General features: G+C 74.4%; 11 protein-coding genes. 4 read left to right on the forward strand and 7 right to left on the reverse strand.

Annotation, left to right across the window (positions count from 1 at the left end; translation table 11 throughout):
* Positions 1–22: 22 nt before the first annotated feature.
* From HLV61_RS13590 to HLV61_RS13610, 5 genes are all read right to left on the reverse strand, one after another.
* Complete coding sequence (locus HLV61_RS13590) at positions 23–499, reverse strand: heat shock protein transcriptional repressor HspR (protein WP_369256252.1); 477 nt, start codon at positions 497–499, stop codon at positions 23–25.
* Entirely contained in the window at positions 496–1731 is a 1236-nt protein-coding gene (gene dnaJ, locus HLV61_RS13595) for a molecular chaperone DnaJ (RefSeq protein WP_369256254.1), read from the reverse strand. The genes HLV61_RS13590 and dnaJ overlap by 4 nt, the downstream gene beginning before the upstream one ends.
* A 61-nt stretch (positions 1732–1792) precedes the next feature.
* Positions 1793–2503, reverse strand: a complete 711-nt coding sequence (grpE, locus tag HLV61_RS13600) for a nucleotide exchange factor GrpE (RefSeq protein ID WP_369256256.1) — start codon at positions 2501–2503, stop codon at positions 1793–1795.
* Positions 2500–4374: a molecular chaperone DnaK gene (dnaK, locus tag HLV61_RS13605; protein WP_369256258.1), complete on the reverse strand. Its 1875-nt coding sequence runs from the start codon at positions 4372–4374 to the stop codon at positions 2500–2502. The genes grpE and dnaK overlap by 4 nt, the downstream gene beginning before the upstream one ends.
* A gap of 223 nt (positions 4375–4597) precedes the next feature.
* Positions 4598–5614 carry a hypothetical protein gene (locus HLV61_RS13610; RefSeq protein ID WP_369256260.1) on the reverse strand — a complete coding sequence of 339 codons (1017 nt, stop codon included), beginning with the start codon at positions 5612–5614 and terminating at the stop codon, positions 4598–4600.
* Between the two features lie 519 nt (positions 5615–6133).
* Between HLV61_RS13610 and HLV61_RS13615 the strand changes: the two genes are divergently transcribed.
* Complete coding sequence (locus HLV61_RS13615; protein WP_369256261.1) at positions 6134–8425, forward strand: (Fe-S)-binding protein; 2292 nt, start codon at positions 6134–6136, stop codon at positions 8423–8425.
* A 146-nt stretch (positions 8426–8571) separates the two neighbouring features.
* Positions 8572–9846 carry a CynX/NimT family MFS transporter gene (locus HLV61_RS13620; protein ID WP_369256263.1) on the forward strand — a complete coding sequence of 425 codons (1275 nt, stop codon included), beginning with the start codon at positions 8572–8574 and terminating at the stop codon, positions 9844–9846.
* Here HLV61_RS13620 and dcd read toward each other — a convergent pair.
* On the reverse strand, positions 9815–10402 hold the full coding sequence (gene dcd / locus HLV61_RS13625) for a dCTP deaminase (RefSeq protein ID WP_369256265.1): 588 nt from the start codon (positions 10400–10402) through the stop codon (positions 9815–9817). The genes HLV61_RS13620 and dcd overlap by 32 nt on opposite strands.
* 158 nt (positions 10403–10560) lie before the next feature.
* On the opposite strand from dcd, the gene HLV61_RS13630 reads away from it, so the two are divergent.
* Complete coding sequence (locus HLV61_RS13630) at positions 10561–13227, forward strand: S8 family serine peptidase (protein ID WP_369256267.1); 2667 nt, start codon at positions 10561–10563, stop codon at positions 13225–13227.
* Between the two features lie 186 nt (positions 13228–13413).
* Complete coding sequence (locus HLV61_RS13635; protein ID WP_369256269.1) at positions 13414–16095, forward strand: ATP-binding protein; 2682 nt, start codon at positions 13414–13416, stop codon at positions 16093–16095.
* 10 nt (positions 16096–16105) lie between these two features.
* On the opposite strand, the gene HLV61_RS13640 is transcribed toward HLV61_RS13635, so the two are convergent.
* A complete protein-coding gene (locus tag HLV61_RS13640) occupies positions 16106–17251 on the reverse strand; it encodes an RNA polymerase sigma factor (RefSeq protein ID WP_369256271.1) in 1146 nt (381 codons plus the stop codon).
* Positions 17252–17253 lie beyond the last annotated feature (2 nt).

The raw sequence follows: 17253 nt of genomic DNA on the forward strand, positions 1-17253 counted from the left end.
GCGGCCCCGCCGGGGTTCCCGCTCACCGCTGCGACTCCCGCGGACGCCAGACGACCAGCGCGGCGCTGGCCTGCCGCAACGGCACGAGGTCGGTCCCCACCAGGTCGCGGCCGTAGCCGCTGGCCATGGCCGACTCGGCGGACATCCGCCGGTGCTCGGACCTCTCCAGCTCGTCGATCAGCTCGTGCACCCGCTGCTGGAGGGCCTCGACGCGGGACTCCAGGTCGATGATCCGCTTGATCCCGGCCAGGTTGACGCCGTCCTCCTGGGACAGGCGCTGGACCTCCCGCAGCAGCGCGACGTCACGCGGGCTGTAGCGCCGGCCGCCGCCGGGCGTGCGGCCCGGCGTCACCAGGCCGAGCCGGTCGTACTGGCGCAGCGTCTGGGCGTGCATGCCGGCCAGCTGGGCGGCGACCGAGATGACGAACACCGGGGCGTCGTCGGCCACGGCCCGGGCGCCGTCGGCCCGCTCGCGACCCCCGGTGCCCGGCGCGCTCACCGGGTGCTCCCGGGATCGGTGCTCCTCGCCTGCACGGCCGCGGTGACCTGCGGCCGGGGGTCACCCAGTTCGGCGTCGAGGGTCTTCACCGCCCGCTCGGCCTCGGCCGACAGCCGCTGCGGGACGGCGACCTCGACGGTCACCAGCAGGTCGCCGTTGCGGCCGCGACCCGGCACACCCCTTCCCCGGACCCGCAGCGTGCGACCGCTGGCGGTGCCGGCGGGGACCTTGAGCGTGACGTTCGCGTCCAGCGTGGGCACGGTCAGCGTCGTCCCGAGGACGGCCTCGGGGAACGTGATCGGCACGGTGAGGGTGAGGTCGTCGCCCTTGCGGCCGAACAGCTCGTGCTCGCTGACGTGCACGACGACGAACAGGTCACCGGCCGGACCGCCCCGCCGTCCCGGCGCGCCCTTGCCGGCCAGCCGGATGCGCTGGCCGTCCTTGACGCCGGACGGGATCCGCACGGTGATGGTGCGGGTCTGGGTGGTGACGCCGTCGCCGTGACAGGTCAGGCACGGGTCGTCGACCACCTGGCCGGTGCCGCGGCAGGCGCGGCACGGCTCGGAGAAGGCGAACGCGCCCTGGCTGCGGCTGGTGACGCCCGCCCCGCCGCACACCTCGCAGGTGTGCGGCGAGGTGCCGGGCCGGGCGCCGGTGCCGGTGCAGGTCGGGCAGGTGCCCGGACTCTGCATGCGCAGCGGCACGGTGACGCCGAGGACGGACTCCTCGAACGAGAGGGTCGCCTCGGTCTCGACGTCCTGGCCGCGGGCCGGACCCGACGCCGCCTGCGAGCGGGCCCGGGCCGAGCCCGGTGCGGCACCGCCACCGCCGCCACCGCCGCCGAACAGGCCGCCGAAGAGGTCGCCCAGCCCGCCGGCACGGGCACCCGCCCCGCCGGCCGCCTGGCCGAAGAGGTCACCGAGGTCGAACGGCTGGCCGCCGCCCGATCCCGGGAACCCGCCGGGGAAGCCGGCCCGCGCCCCGGCGCCACCGCCGCCGAAGAGCCTCCGCGCGTCGTCGTACTCGCCGCGCCGCTTGGGGTCGGACAGCACGTCGTAGGCCTCGGAGACGTCCTTGAAGCGGGCCTCGGCGTCGGCGTTGCCCGGGTTCTTGTCCGGGTGCAGGTCCCGCGCCAGCTTGCGGTACGCCTTCTTGATCTCCGCGGCGTCGGCGCCCTGGGAGACGCCCAGCGCGGCGTAGTAGTCCTTCTCGATGAAGTCCCGAGTGCTCATCGGGCGCCTCCTCCCTGGTCCTCGTCGGTCCGCATCTCGCGGTCGGTCCCCGTCCCGCCGGTCAGCCGGCGGCCGGGGTCTCCCCCGGCGCGCCGTCGCCGGCCGGCTCCGCGGCGACGCCCGAGGGGTCGCTGACCGACACCATGGCCGTCCGCAGCACCCGGTCCCCGCGGCGGAAACCCTGCCGCAGGACCGTCGTCGCGGTCGGCACGCTGACCTCGTCGGACGTGTCGTGCAGGACCGCCTCGTGCAGCGACGGGTCGAACGGGTCGCCCGCGACCCCGAACGCCTCCACGCCCAGGCCGTCGAGCAGCCCGAGGACGCGGTCGGCCACGACCTTGAAGGCGCCGGTCAGGTCGCCGTGGTCCCGGGCCCGCTCGATGTCGTCGACGATCGGGAACAGCTGGGCGGCGAACCGCTCGGCCGCCTGGTCGACGACGAGGGTCCGGTCGCGGTCGACCCGCCGCCGGTAGTTGGCGTACTCGGCCGTGACCCGCTGCAGGTCCTCCGTGCGCTCGGCGAGCTGGCGCGACAGGTCACCGTCCGCGGTGCTGTCGGCGGCCGGCTGTACGGGCGCCTCCGGGACGGCGGCCGTCTCGTTCTCGGTCATCTGCTCCCCTGGCGTTGGGTGGGCCGGTGTCTGTGCCGGAGTCGGGCGGGGCGGGACGCCGGCCGGCTGCTCGCCGGCCGGCGTCCGCACCTCACCGCTGACGGGGTCGATCCGCCGCTTGTCACGGATCACGACCCGCGGCTGCTCGTCCCCCTGGCTCATCGGCGGTCGCTGTCCTCGTCGACGATCTCGGCGTCGACGACGTCGTCGTCGCCGGACGGGGTGGAGGAACCCGTCGCACCGGCACCGGCACCGGCACCGGCACCGTCGCCGGCCGCGGCACCCGCGTCGGCCTGCTGGGCGTAGAGCGCCCCGCCGACCTCCTGCGAGATGCGGGCGACCTTCTCCTGCGCCGACTTGATCGAGGCGATGTCCGAGCCGCCGAGGGCGGAGCGCAGCTCGGTCAGGGCCTCGCCGAGCTCCTCCTTCTTGTCGGCCGGGATGCGCTCGCCGTTCTCCGCGAGGAACTTCTCGGTCTGGTACTGCAGCGACTCGGCGAGGTTGCGGGTCTCGGCCTCCTCGCGACGGCGCTTGTCCTCCTCGGCGTGGGCCTCGGCGTCGCGCATCATCCGCTCGATGTCGTCCTTGGGGAGGGCCGAGCCGCCGGTGATGGTCATCGACTGCTCCTTGCCGGTGCCCAGGTCCTTGGCGGACACGTGCACGATGCCGTTCGCGTCGATGTCGAAGGCGACCTCGATCTGCGGGACGCCACGCGGCGCCGGCGGCAGACCGGTCAGCTCGAACATGCCGAGCTTCTTGTTGTACATCGCCATCTCGCGCTCGCCCTGGAAGACCTGGATCTGCACGGAGGGCTGGTTGTCGTCGGCCGTCGTGAAGATCTCCGAGCGCTTGGTCGGGATCGTGGTGTTGCGCTCGATGAGCTTGGTCATGATCCCGCCCTTGGTCTCGATGCCCAGGGACAGCGGGGTGACGTCGAGGAGCAGGACGTCCTTGACCTCACCCTTGAGGACACCGGCCTGCAGCGCGGCGCCGATGGCGACGACCTCGTCGGGGTTGACGCCCTTGTTGGGCTCCTTGCCGCCGGTCAGCTCGCGGACCAGCTCGCTCACGGCCGGCATGCGGGTCGAGCCACCCACGAGGACGACGTGGTCGATCTCGCCGACGGGGATGCCGGCGTCGCGGATCGCCTGGTTGAACGGCGCGCGGGCGCGGTCGAGCAGGTCCTGCGTCAGGCGCTGGAACTCCGCGCGGGTCATCGTGACGTCGAGGTGCAGCGGCCCCTCGGCGCCGGCGGTGATGTAGGGCAGGTTGACGTTGGTCGACTGCGCGCCGGACAGCTCGATCTTGGCCTTCTCGGCGGCCTCGCGCAGCCGCTGCATGGCGAGCTTGTCCTTGGACAGGTCGATGCCGTTCTGGGCGTTGAACGTCTGCACCAGGTGCTTGACGACGCGCTCGTCCCAGTCGTCGCCGCCGAGGTGGTTGTCACCGGCGGTGGCCTTGACCTCGATGACGCCCTCGCCGATCTCGAGCAGCGAGACGTCGAAGGTGCCGCCGCCGAGGTCGAAGACGAGGATCGTCTGCTCGGTCTCGCCCTTGTCCAGGCCGTAGGCCAGCGCGGCCGCGGTGGGCTCGTTGACGATGCGCAGGACGTTGAGGCCCGCGATCTCACCGGCCTCCTTGGTGGCCTGGCGCTGGGCGTCCTCGAAGTAGGCCGGGACGGTGATGACCGCGTCGGTCACCGGCTCGCCCAGGTAGGTCTCGGCGTCCCGCTTGAGCTTCTGCAGGATGCGGGCGCTGATCTCCTGTGGCGTGTACTTCTTGCCGTCGATCTCGCCGGTCTGCCACGTCGTGCCCATGTGGCGCTTGACCGACCGGATGGTGCGGTCGACGTTGGTGACCGCCTGGTTCTTGGCCGACTGGCCCACCAGGACCTCGCCGTTCTTGGCGAAGGCGACCACCGACGGGGTGGTGCGCGAGCCCTCGCTGTTGGCGATGACCGTCGGCTCGCCGCCCTCCAGGACGGTGACGACGGAGTTGGTGGTGCCGAGGTCGATACCGACCGCTCGTGCCATGGAGCTGGCTCCTGTTCCGTGTGCGGGTGGTGCGGGTGTCAGGGGGGTCGGTCGAGGGAGCGGCGCGCTCTTGCGCGGGGTCCACTCAACTTTCCTGCCCAGGGTAACGGCAGTCCGCCCGCCTGTGTTCCCGGGGTGGGTGCAGGGTCCGGACGATCAGGTGACCTGACCGTGCTGCGTCCTGGCTCAGCGTCGACGGTGAGCCAGGACGCACGGCGGCGAGCTAGGACGAGGCCGCGACCGCGGCGCGCCCCCACCCGGTTCGGCAGTGCGGACGACACGGAAACGCAGGCCCGGTCATCGGCTCGGCCAGCAGCGCGCCGACCCGGACGGCGAGCTCCCGGCGACGGCGGGGCGCGACGTCCTCCTGCACCAGACGGACCACGCGGATGCCGAGCTCGCGCAGCCGGTCCTCGCGCCGCTTCTCTCGCCAGAGCACCTCCCCCGGCTCCCGGCCGCCGACGGGGTCGAGGTACTCGACCCGACCGTCGAACTCGACCGCGACGCCGGCCTCCTCGTACCAGGCGTCGACCCGCGCCACGAGACCGCGCGGACCGTGGACCTCGACCTGCAGCTCCGGGCGCGGTAGGCCCGCTTCGACCAGGGCGAGCCGGCCGCGGGATTCCAGTGGCGACTCCGCCCTCCCGTCTGCCAGGCCGAACGCCCGGGCCGCATCCCCGACACCGACCCAGTGGGTGGCGCGGAGGACGGCAGCGCGCAGGTCCTGGCGGTCGACGAGCCCACTGCGCAGCGCCGCATCCATCGCGACCACCGCGTCCTCGACGCCCCACTCGCGGGCACAGTCGACGAGGGTGCGCCCGGGCCCGGTCACCGCGAAGTCGAGGAGACCGACCAGGTCGCCGTCCGGCAGCGACGCCCGCGTGACGACGTCGTCGCGACCACGCCTCCACTGGCGGGCATCGGTGAGCCGAACGGTCCCGTCGACGTGACCCGGTAGCACCAGCCGGTGTACCCGCGCCGCGGAGGCCTGGCTCAGCACCGGGCCCGGCGCGAGGCACAGCAGCACGGCGATGCCGTCGACCAGGTGCCGCAGACGGGCGTCGGACTCCGCGTGCGCGAGGTCCTGGGCTCGGACGTGGACACCCCGACGCAGCCAGCACCAGTGGCCTGAGGAGAGCTCGGAGCGGATCTCGTCGGGTCGGTAGCCGGTGCGCACGGCCTCCCGTGCGGTGAAGACGCCGAGTCGCGGGGCGGCGAGAGCCGTGAGGTCCGGGTGCACGTCGGCGGTCTTCGAGCAGGCGAGGGTCGGGACGAGGCCCCCGCGAGATCTGTGGACGGCTACGCGACGACGTCCTGGCTCACCGCGACGCGTCCTGGCTGACTGTCGATGCCGAGCTGGGACGCAGCACGATCAGCTCACCTGACCATGCGCGCCGCGGAGGCGGTGACCGGGTCGTGACCCCGAGCCGTGAGCCCCGTCACCTCTGCGGCGGACCACCCAGGACCGGAAACACCGTCCCAGGGCGTTACAGCCCCACGTGTCGATCGGGTACGCGCAGGTCGGCGCGGTGCGGGTGGACGCGGAGCACCGCCCGAGGGGGTCGGAACGGGGCGCGGCGCCCTCGGTTACCCGCGAGTAACGTGCGTGTCGGCCGGTTATCGTGCTGGCCTGCGTGGGCACAGCCGCCCGCGCGCGTTCCGCCGCCGGTCCCGCGGACCGGTGACGGCGGCGAGACCCCTCTCGCCGTCCGGTGCGGACGGAGCCAACCGACGCCACGAGGCGTGGGGAGAGGGAATCATGACGGGCCCCCTGCAGGTCGTGCTCGGCACGATCAGCGTGCTGTTCCTCATCGTGGCCGTCGTCTTGGCCTACCGGGCGGTGCGCGCGATGGTGCGCATCATCCGCACCGGCCAACCCGACAGCTCCCGCAACGGACCGGTCGGCCCGCGGCTCAAGACGCTCGCCGTCGAGTCGCTCGGCCACACCCGGATGCTCAAGTGGTCGGCCATCGGCGCCGCCCACTGGTTCGTCTTCGTCGGCTTCTACGGCCTCTTCCTCACGCTGGTCGAGGCCTTCGGCGAGGTCTGGAACCCTGCCTTCCACCTGCCGCTCATCGGCGAGTGGGGACTGTGGAACCTCTTCGCCGACATCATCGGCGCGGGCACGATCCTCGGGATCCTGTACCTGATCTACCGGCGCCAGAAGGACCACCCGCGCCGCCAGGGCCGCACCAGCCGCTTCGCCGGCTCCAACGAGGGCCGCGGCTACTTCGTCGAGGCCGTCGTCCTCACCGTCGGCGTCTGCATCCTGCTCATCCGCGCGCTGAAGATCTCCTCGGACCTGACCGAGGCCCCGGCCTGGTCGCACCCGGTCTCCGGCCTCGTGGCCACCGTGCTGCCCGACAGCCCGACGCTGCTCAGCGTCGTCGCGTTCGTGAAGATCGTCGTCTCGCTGGCGTGGCTCGTGGTGATCAGCCGGATCCTCAACATGGGCGTCGCGTGGCACCGCTTCAGCGCGTTCTTCAACATCTACTGGAAGCGGAACGACGACGGCACCGTCGCCCTCGGCCCGCTGCAGCCCATGACCTCGAACGGCAAGCCGATCGACTTCGAGGACCCGGGCGAGGACGACGTCTTCGGTCGCGGCAAGATCGAGGACTTCACGTGGAAGGGGATGCTGGACTTCACCACCTGCACCGAGTGCGGGCGGTGCCAGAGCCAGTGCCCGGCGTGGAACACCGGCAAGCCCCTGTCGCCGAAGATGGTGATCATGGACCTGCGGGACCACCTGTACGCCAAGGCCCCGTACCTGCTCGGTGAGAAGGCGGCGTCGGAGACCGCGCCGGACTACGACATCCTGAAGCCCAGCGACGAGCAGGTGTGGGCGTCGGGCTACGCCCGCATCGAGGGCACCAACGACGCCCAGGCGCACCGCCCGCTGGTCGGCACCCTCGAGGAGGGCGGGGTCATCGACCCCGACGTCCTGTGGAGCTGCACCAACTGCGGCGCCTGCGTGGAGCAGTGCCCGGTCGACATCGAGCACGTCGACCACATCGAGGACATGCGCCGCTACCAGGTGCTCATCGAGTCGAACTTCCCGTCCGAGGCCGGCGTGATGCTGCGCAACCTCGAGAACCGCGGCAACCCCTGGGGCGTCAGCCCGAGCACCCGTGAGGACTGGATCAAGGAGGTCGACTTCGAGGTCCGCATGGCCGACGGCCCGCTGCCCTACGACGTCGAGTACCTGTTCTGGGTCGGCTGCGCCGGCGCCATCGACGACCGCGCCAAGAAGGTCACCAAGGCCGTCGCCGAGCTGCTGCACACCGCGGGTGTCGAGTTCGCCGTCCTGGGCTCCGGGGAGACCTGCTCGGGCGACCCCGCCCGCCGCATGGGCAACGAGTTCGTGTTCCAGATGATGGCCCAGGAGAACGTCGAGACCCTCAACGGCGTCTTCGAGGGCCGCGTGCCGGGCACCCGCAAGATCGTCACCACCTGCCCGCACTGCTTCAACTCGCTGGGCAAGGAGTACCCGCAGGTCGGCGGCGAGTACGAGGTCGTGCACCACACGCAGCTGCTCAGCCAGCTGGTGGAGGAGGGCCGGCTCACCCCGGTCACCCCGGTGGACCGCAAGGTCACCTACCACGACCCGTGCTTCCTCGGGCGGCACAACAAGGTCTACACGCCGCCGCGGGAGATCCTCGACAGCGTGCAGGGCCTCACCACCCAGGAGATGCACCGCTGCAAGGACCGCGGCTTCTGCTGCGGCGCAGGCGGCGCGCGCATGTGGATGGAGGAGAAGATCGGCAAGCGGATCAACGTGGAGCGCACGGAGGAGGCCCTGGGCCTCGACCCGGACGTCATCTCCACCGCGTGCCCGTTCTGCATCACGATGCTGTCGGACGCCCTGACGTCGAAGAAGCAGAACGGCGAGGCCGCCGAGCACGTCGAGGTCCTCGACGTCAGCCAGATCCTGCTCCGCTCGATGGCGCCGGTCGGCACCCCGGGCACCGAGCACGGCGCCGAGGTCGGCACCGCCGACGACGACATCGCCGGCACCGGCTCGGCCGCCACGGGTCACGGTCAGGCCTGAGCCACCGCCGGACACCACCGGCACCACCCCGACGGACGCCGTCGGCGAGGTCCCTCCTCGCCGGCGGCGTCCGTCGTCTGCGCGGGGATCGGTTGTCCTCTGCACCCGCCTCCGGTCGGCTCGACGGCCGGGGGGACCATCGACGGGTGACCCGCACGGCCGACGACGCTCCCCCGATCCCCACGGCCGGCGACTCCCGGCGCGGCCTGCTGCTGGTCGGGCTCGCCATCGTGCTGACCGCCGCGAACCTGCGGACGGCGGTGAGCACCGTCGGTCCCGTGCTCGAGGAGCTCGAGGAGGGCCTCGGCGTCTCCAGCGCCGCGGCCGGCGTGGTGACGACGCTGCCGGTGTTGTGCTTCGCCGCCATCGGCTTCGCCGGTCCGCCGCTGGCCGCGCGGTTCCGGGACGCGCACGTCCTCGCCGGCGCGCTGCTCACGATGGCCGCCGGGCTGGTGCTGCGGGCCGTCGTCGACTCCTTCCCGCTGTTCCTCGCCGGCACCGTGCTGGCGATGGTCGGCGGGGCGCTCGGCAACGTGCTGCTGCCCGGCCTGGTCAAGCGCTGGTTCCCCGAGCGCACCGGGCTGCTGATCGGCGCCTACAGCGCCAGCATGGCCATCGGCGGCGCCGTCGCCGCGGTCTCCACCGCCCCCATCGCCGCCGCCGTCGGCCCGGGCGGCTGGCGCTGGGCACTGGGCGTCTGGGCGGTGCTGGCGCTGGTCGCCGCGGTGCCGTGGTTCCTCACCCCGCGCCAGCCCGGCGCCGGCCGTGCCGCACACCGCTCGGTGCGGATGCGCCCGCTGGCGCGCAGCCCGCTCGCCCTCACCATGGCCGCCTTCTTCGGGCTGCAGGCGATGCAGGCCTACGTGGTCATGGGCTGGTCGGCGCAGTACCTGCGGGACTCCGGGCTGAGCGCCGCGACCGCCGGCCTGCTGCTGGGGATCAACTCGATCGTCGTCATCCCGGTCAACGCCGTCGTCCCGTCGCTCACCGTCCGGCAGCGGTGGCAGCGGCCGCTGCTGCTCGGGTTCATGGCCTGCTACGCGGTGGGCTGGACCGGGCTGTGGCTGGCCCCCACCACGCTGCCGTGGCTGTGGATGGGTGTGCTCGCCGTGGGCATGGGGACCTTCAGCATGGTGCTGGCGCTGATCGGGCTGCGCGCCCGGACCCCGGAGACCACCGCCGCGCTGTCCACGGTGACCCAGGGCTGGGGGTACGTGCTGGCCGGCACCGGCCCGCTGCTGGTCGGCGTGCTGCGCGGGGCGACCGGCGGCTACACCGGGATGTTCGTGCTCATCGCCGCGGCCACGGTGGGGCTCACGGTCACCGGGTGGCTGGCCACCCGCGACCGCTACGTCGACGACGAGGTGCCCGGCTGGTCGCCCGCGGCGGTCAGCCCTGCGGCCGCGTCTCCGCGCGGGTGAAGTTGCGGAACGACCGCGACGGCGTCGGCCCGCGCTGGTCCTGGTAGCGGGAGCCGTAGACCTCGGACCCGTAGGGGTGCTCGGCCGGGCCGGTGAGCCGGAACAGGCACAGCTGCCCGATCTTCATCCCCGGCCACAGCGTGATCGGCAGGTTGGCCACGTTGGACAGCTCCAGCGTGATGTGACCGGAGAAGCCGGGGTCGACGAAGCCCGCCGTCGAGTGGGTGAGCAGCCCGAGCCGCCCCAGTGAGCTCTTGCCCTCCAGGCGCGCCGCGAGGTCGTCGGGGATGGAGACGACCTCGAGCGTGGAGCCGAGGACGAACTCCCCGGGGTGCAGCACGAACGGCTCGTCGCCGTCGGGCTCGACCAGGGTGGTGAGGTCGTCCTGCTGCTGCGCCGGGTCGATGTGGGTGTACCGGGCGTTGTTGAACACCCGGAAGAAGCGGTCGAGCCGGACGTCGATGCTCGAGGGCTGCACCAGCCCCGCGTCGTGCGGCTCGATGCCGAGACGCCCCTCGGCGATCGCGGCGCGGATGTCGCGGTCGGACAGCAGCATGGCGCGGAGTCTAGGGAGCACACCGTCTCCCCCCATCGGGTCACCGCCACGGGCCCGGGCTGGAGGCCGGCCGCCGGGACGCCGAGGTCCCCGTGCCGGCCCATCGGAGGACCGGTCGCCGGCCGGGCACGGGACCCGGGCCGGGGAGGAGCACAGACGTGGCGACCCTGAGAAGGCGCACGCAGGCGGTCGTGCTGGTCACGGCCGTGGTGACCGGGTACGCCGGCGCCGCCGCCTACACCGCCCTGGCCGCACCGGCCGTCCCCGTCGCCGAGGACTTCGGGCCCGGCGACGGCCTGGACCGCTACGTGGTGACGGCGGAGGACGGGAACGCCGCGGCGCTGCTGGGGACGCTCACGGCCCTCGACGGCGTCGTGAACGCGCAGGGGCTCGGCGAGGACAGCGCCCTGGTGGCCACCGACGGGCTGTCCGCGGACGACCTGGCCGCGGTCGAGGGCGTGGCCGCGGTCGAGGTCTCACCCCGCGTGCCCGTGCTCGGGACCGTCAGCGACCCGTACTGGGGGCCCTACGGCTGGAACCTCGAGAACACCGGCAGCAACGCCTACAACCAGGTGGCGGTGGCCGACGCGGACGCCGACGTGACCGACGGCTGGGCGGTCGGGACCGGGGCCGGCGTCGTCGTGGCGTTGACCGACTCCGGCTACGACTCCGACCACCCCGACCTCGCCGGCGCCCTGTGGACCAACCCCGCCGAGCCCTGCGGGACCGTCGACACCGACGGCAACGGCAAGGCCGGGGACTGCCACGGCTGGAACTTCGCCACCAACTCCGCCGACGTGGACAACGGCGCGGGAGGCTCGCACGGGGCGAGCGTCGCCGGGGTGATCGGCGCCCGGGCGGGCAACGGCCACGGCTCCGCCGGGGTGGCTCCGGACGTGACGATCATGCCGCTGGTGATCGGCACCGGGGACTCCGTCGACGCGAACCTGGGCGCCCTGGCGATCCGCTACGCCGCCGACCACGGCGCCGACGTCGTCAACGCCTCCTGGGGCGGGGCGTTCACCGGATCGGCACTCGAGAACGTGCGCTCGGCCATCGCCTACGCGGCGTCCAAGGGGGTCCTCGTCGTCGCCGCCGCCGGCAACGACGCCGGCAACCGCGACAGCACCATCCTGTACCCGGCCAGCCTCCCCGACGCCAACGTCGTCACGGTCGGTTCCAGCACCGCGGCCGACACGATGAGCACCTCGTCCGCCTACGGCGCCACGATGGTGGACCTGTTCGCCCCGGGGAACCTCGTCGCCACCACCTGGCACGACGGGGGCTACCGCCTGGTGAGCGGGACGTCGATCGCCGCGCCGCACGTCGCGGCCGCCCTCGGGCTCTACCGGGCAGCGATGCCCACCGCGACGATCGCCCAGCTCAAGCAGGCACTGCTCGAGGACACCGACCGGATCGCCGCCTTCCAGGGCCGGTCCGTGAGCGGTGGCCGGCTGTCGATGACCGGCCTGGCCGAGCGCGGGCTGGAGGCCGTCGACTACTCGTTCCGGTCCACGACCGCGCCGGTGGGGACGGTCCGCCCGACGATCGCGGTGAGCGGCACGGTGGCCCCGGGCTCCTTCGCCGTCACCCTCGGCCTGGGCGTGCAGTACCAGGGCACCACCTGGGGCGTCGCCGACGTCCCGGTCGTCCTCGACGGCGCCACCGTGACCACGGACGACGACGGGCAGGCCACCTTCTCCCTCGGCGCCCGCACCTCGCTCGACGGGCTGGTCCTGGCACCGTCGGCGAACCTCCCCGAGGGCCGCTACGTCTTCACCGTCCAGCTCACCCGCGACGGCGAGCCGGTCGGCTCGCCCCGCGCGGCCCCGCTCGTGGTCGGCTCGCCGGCTCCGGCCGGCGGCGGGTCCGGCGGGACGCCGACGCCGGGCACGACCACCCCGGGCGCCCCCGACCGGGGTACCACCACCCCTGGCCCCCAGAACCCGGGCACCACCACCCCCCGACCCCCGGCACCCGGGACCCCGACGCCGGTCGCCCCGAACCCGGGCACCACCACGCCCGGCGCTCCCGACCCCGGGACGACCAACCCCGGCGTCTCGAACCCGGGCACCCCGGGTCCCGGCACGACCACGCCCCGGACCCCGGCACCCGGCAGCCCGACCCCGGGCACCACCACGCCCGGCACCCCGAACCCCGGGAGCAGCACGCCGGGCACCACCACGCCCGGCACCCCGAACCCCGGGAGCAGCACGCCGGGCACCACCACGCCCGGCACCCCGACGCCGGGCACCCCGACGCCGGGCACCACGACGCCGACCCCGGTCGACGGCGGACAGCAGACCTACCCGGGCACCGGCACCTTCCGCATCACCTCGATCAGCCCGGTGCGGGTGTCGGTGGCCGGTGGCACCGAGGTCCGTGTGACCGGCCTGGCGCTCCCGTCGGGTGCGCGGGTGCTCGTCGGCTCGACCGGCGCGGCCACCGTGGTCCGCTCCAGCGCCACCGAGGTGGTGTTCCGGGCCCCGGCGCGCGTCGCCGGGCGGTACGACGTCACGGTCTTCGCCCTCGACGGCCGGTCCGAGGTGCTCCGGAGCGTCCTGGAGTACGTCGCGGCCCCCACCGGGGGCGGCACGACGCCGACCCCGGGCACCGGCGGCCCGACGCCTCCGCCGTCGCCCGGTGCCGGCGGCACGCCCACCCCGGGCGGCGGGAGCGGCGGCGCGGCTCCGACGCCGCCGTCGGAGGTGACCGGTCCGGGGAGCCTGCGACTGGTCCGCTCGGACCGGTGGGCCGCCGTGCCGGCGTCGGTCTGGTCGCTGGACTGCTCGTCGTCCTGCCGCGGCGTGGTGCTGCGCGGCTGAACCGGCGGGGCACACGGCCGGGCCCGGGGACGCCCCCCGGGCCCGGCCGTGTGCTCGGGAACGGTGCCGCGAGGGCCGGACCTGCGCATGTACCGTGCAGGCAACGTGGAGCCGCCGCGGCTCCCGAGGTCCTGACGCCAGGGCGGGGTCCGCCCGGCGTCCGCACGTGTGTGCCTGGAGGTGTGCGTGGCACCGGATCCCGTCACGGGGACCGGGATCCAGGACGTCGCACCCGGCCCCGGCACGGAGGACGTCTTCGCCGGCGGCAGCAGGAACGGGCGCCTGATGGCCGCCTTCGACTGGTCGACGACGCCGATCGGGCCGGTGGAGGGCTGGCCGGCGAGCCTGCGCTACGCCGTCCGCACCGTGCTGGCCTCGCGGTTCCCGATGATCCTGACGTGGGGTCCGGGGTACACGCAGTTCTACAACGACGCCTACGCCGACCTCATCGGCGCGAAGCACCCCGGCGCCATCGGCGACGACCTGCGGATCACGTTGGCGGAGGGCTGGGCGGCGCTGCAGCAGCCCGTCGAGCACGCGATGGCCACCCGCGAGGCCTCGTGGATCCCGCAGCTGCTCCTGCTGCTGGAGCGCGCGGGGTACCGCGAGGAGACCTACTTCACCGTCTCGCACGCCCCCGCGTTCGGCGACGACGGCGAGGTCGCCGGGATGCACGCGGTCTGCACCGAGGTCACCCGGCAGGTGGTGGCCGAGCGGCGGCAGCGGCTGCTGCACGAGGTGTCCACCGCCGCGGGGCGCCGCGAGGACGAGCGCGACCTCGCCACCCAGGTGTGCGGCGCGCTGGCCGGCGATCCCCTCGACGTGCCCTTCGCCGCCGTCTACCTCACCGGCGAGGACTCCCGGCTGCACCGGGTGGCCACCGTCGGTGTGGACGCCGCCTCCCTGCCCGCGACCGCGCAACGGGCCGCCGAGCTGGGCGGCGTCGACGTCGCGGCGCTGCACGTGCCCGGTGGGCCGTTCGGCGACGAGGTGGCCCAGGCCGTGGCGCTGCCGCTGTCGGGCGGCGCCGGACGCGAGCCGGTCGGGGCGCTGCTGGTCGGCGTCAGCCCCAACCGCGCGCTGGACGAGGAGTACCGGACCTTCCACGAGCTGCTGGCCGGGCAGGTCGCCGGCGCGGTCACCGACGCGCGTGCCTACGCCGCCGAGCGCGCCCGCGCCGAGGCGCTCGCCGAGCTCGACCGGGCCAAGACCACCTTCTTCTCCGACGTCAGCCACGAGCTGCGCACGCCGCTGACCCTGCTGCTGGGCCCGATCACCGACGCCCTCGCCGAGTCCGGCGGGCAGCTGCCGGCGCCGGTCCGCGACCAGCTCACCCTGGCCCTGCGCAACGGCCAGCGGCTCAAGCGCCTGGTCGACGACCTGCTGGAGTTCGTCAGCATCGAGGCGGGGCGCACCGCGGCGGTGCGGGTGGCCACCGACCTGGCCGCCACCACCGCCGAGCTCGCCGGCGTGCTGCGCGCCGCCGCCGAGCGGGCCGGGCTGACCCTCAGGGTCGACTGCCCGCCGCTGCCCCGTCCCGCCGCGGTGGACCCGCGGATGTGGGAGAAGATCGTCCTCAACCTCGTCGCCAACGCGGTCAAGTACACCTTCGTCGGCAGCATCGCCGTCACCCTGCGCCCGGAGGGCGACCGGGTCGTGCTCCGGGTCTCCGACACCGGCGTCGGCATCCCCGCCGCCGAGCTGCCGGCGCTGTTCGAGCGGTTCCACCGGGTCGCCGGCTCACCCGCGCGCAGCCGCGAGGGCACCGGGCTGGGCCTGGCGATGGTCCGCGAGCTGGCCGGGCTGCACGGCGGCACCGTGACGGTCGAGAGCGAGCCCGGCGCCGGGAGCACGTTCACCGTCCGGGTGCCGTTCGGCGAGCCCGACACCGACACCGCGCCGCCCGCGCCGCCCGGGCCACCGGCGGAGGTCCGCGCAGCCGCGCTGACCCCCTGGGACGACGACCTGGGCTGGCAGGGCCACACCGCCGACCCGCTGGGCACCGTGCTCGTGGTCGACGACAACGCCGACATGCGCGCCTACCTCACCCGGCTGCTGTCGCCGTCGTGGACGGTGCGGACGGCCTCCGACGGCGAGCAGGCGCTGGTCGACGTCGCCCGGGTGTGCCCCGACGTGGTGCTGACCGACGTGATGATGCCGGGCCTCGACGGGTTCGGGCTGCTCCGGGCCCTGCGCGCCGACCCGGGCACCCGGGCGGTCCCGGTGGTCATGCTCACCGCGCGGGCCGGGCAGGAGGCCGCCGTCGAGGGCTTCGACGCCGGCGTCGACGACTACCTGCCCAAGCCCTTCGAGTCCGCCGAGCTGCTCGGCCGGCTGCGCGCGGTGCTGGAGCGCTCGCGGGGACGCCGGGAACCCGTGCCGCCGGCGGCACCGTCGGCCCTCCCCGCGCCTCCTCCCCCGCCGCCGCCCGCCGCGGGCTCCGGAGCGGCCGCCGTCGCGCCGCCGCAGGCCCCGGCCGACCGCCCGGACGGCACGACGACGACCTGGCGCTTCCCCTCGCGCCCGTCGTCGATCCCGGCGCTGCGCCGCCGGCTGCGGGCGCTGCTCGGCGACGCCGGCCTGGACGAGGACCGCGTCTACGACCTGGTGCTGGCCACCTGCGAGGCCGCCACGAACGCCGTCGAGCACGCGCAGGACCCCGCCGAGCCCGTCGTCGACGTCCGGGTGACCCTGGACGACGGCGCGGTGGAGATCGCGGTGCGCGACCACGGGCAGTGGAAGGAGCGGACGTCGAGCATGGACCGCGGCCGCGGCTCGATGCTGATGAGCGCCTTCGGGGAGATCGCGGCAGTGCCGGGCCCCGCGGGCACCACGGTGACCATCCGCAGCCCCCGGCCGGCCGGCTGAGCCGAGGCGCTCAGCCGCGCAGGTCCGCGTTGAGCCGGGCGGCCTGGCGGGTGAGGTGGTCGCGTTCGGCCAGGTTCGGCGCCGACCGGGCGGCCTCGGCGTAGAGCCGCGCCGCGGTGACCCGGTCCCCGTCCCGCTCGTGCAGGTACGCCGCGACGGCGGCGTGGCGGGGCAGGGCGGGGTCGAGGCATGCCAGGGCGGCCAGGCCGGCCCGGGGACCGTCGGCCTCGCCGACCGCGACGGCCCGGTTGAGACGGGCCACGGGGCTGCCGGTGAGCCGCACCAGCTCGTCGTACCACTCGACGATCTGCACCCAGTCGGTCTCCTCCGCCGTGCGGGCGTCGGCGTGCAGGGCGGCGATGGCGGCCTGCGCCTGGAACTCGCCCAGCCGGTCGCGGGCGAGGGCGGCCTGCAGCAGGTCGACGCCCTCGGCGACCAGCCGGGTGTCCCACAGGGCGCGGTCCTGCTCGGCGAGGGGCACCAGGCTGCCGTCGGGGCGGAGCCGGGCCGGGCGCCGCGCGTGGTGCAGCAGCATGAGCGCGAGCAGGCCCGTGACCTCTTCGTGCTCGATCGCGCCGGCCAGCTGGCGGGTGAGCCGGATCGCCTCGGCGGCGAGGTCGACGTCGCCGGAGTAGCCCTCGTTGAAGACCAGGTAGAGCACCCGCAGCACCGTGGCGACGTCGCCGGGGCGGTCGAGCCGGACGCCGGAGACGGTGCGCTTGGCGCGGCTGATGCGCTGGGCCATCGTGGCCTCCGGCACGAGGTAGGCCTGCGCGATCTGCCGCGTGGTCAGGCCGCCGACCGCGCGCAGCGTGAGCGCGACCGCCGACGCCGGGGTCAGCGACGGGTGGGCGCAGAGGAAGTACAGCTGCAGCGTGTCGTCCCTGGTCTCGGCCGGCCCGGGGGGCGGCTCGTCGTCGACACGCTCCTCGCGCCGCCGCCGGGAGGTGTCGGCCCGGACGGCGTCGAGGTACCTGCGCCACGCGACGGTCACCAGCCAGCCCCTCGGGTCCCGCGGCGGGTCCTCCGGCCACACCCGCACGGCCTCGACGAGCGCGTCCTGGACGGCGTCCTCGGCCGCCGCGAAGTCGGCTCCGCGGCGGCCGAGGACCCCGATCACGCCGGGGACGATCGCCCGCAGGAGGGCCTCGTCCACCG

Origin of the sequence: Geodermatophilus amargosae, assembly GCF_041028265.1 — a bacterium.
GTDB lineage: Bacteria > Actinomycetota > Actinomycetes > Mycobacteriales > Geodermatophilaceae > Geodermatophilus > Geodermatophilus amargosae_A.

Excerpts from the sequence above, each read along its gene's own strand:
- dnaJ (WP_369256254.1), bottom strand. The coding sequence starts at position 1,731 with ATGAGCACTCGGGACTTCATCGAGAAGGACTACTACGCCGCGCTGGGC.
- dcd (WP_369256265.1), bottom strand. The coding sequence starts at position 10,402 with ATGCTGCTGTCCGACCGCGACATCCGCGCCGCGATCGCCGAGGGGCGT.
- HLV61_RS13615 (WP_369256261.1), top strand. The coding sequence starts at position 6,134 with ATGACGGGCCCCCTGCAGGTCGTGCTCGGCACGATCAGCGTGCTGTTC.
- dnaK (WP_369256258.1), bottom strand. The coding sequence starts at position 4,374 with ATGGCACGAGCGGTCGGTATCGACCTCGGCACCACCAACTCCGTCGTC.
- grpE (WP_369256256.1), bottom strand. The coding sequence starts at position 2,503 with ATGAGCCAGGGGGACGAGCAGCCGCGGGTCGTGATCCGTGACAAGCGG.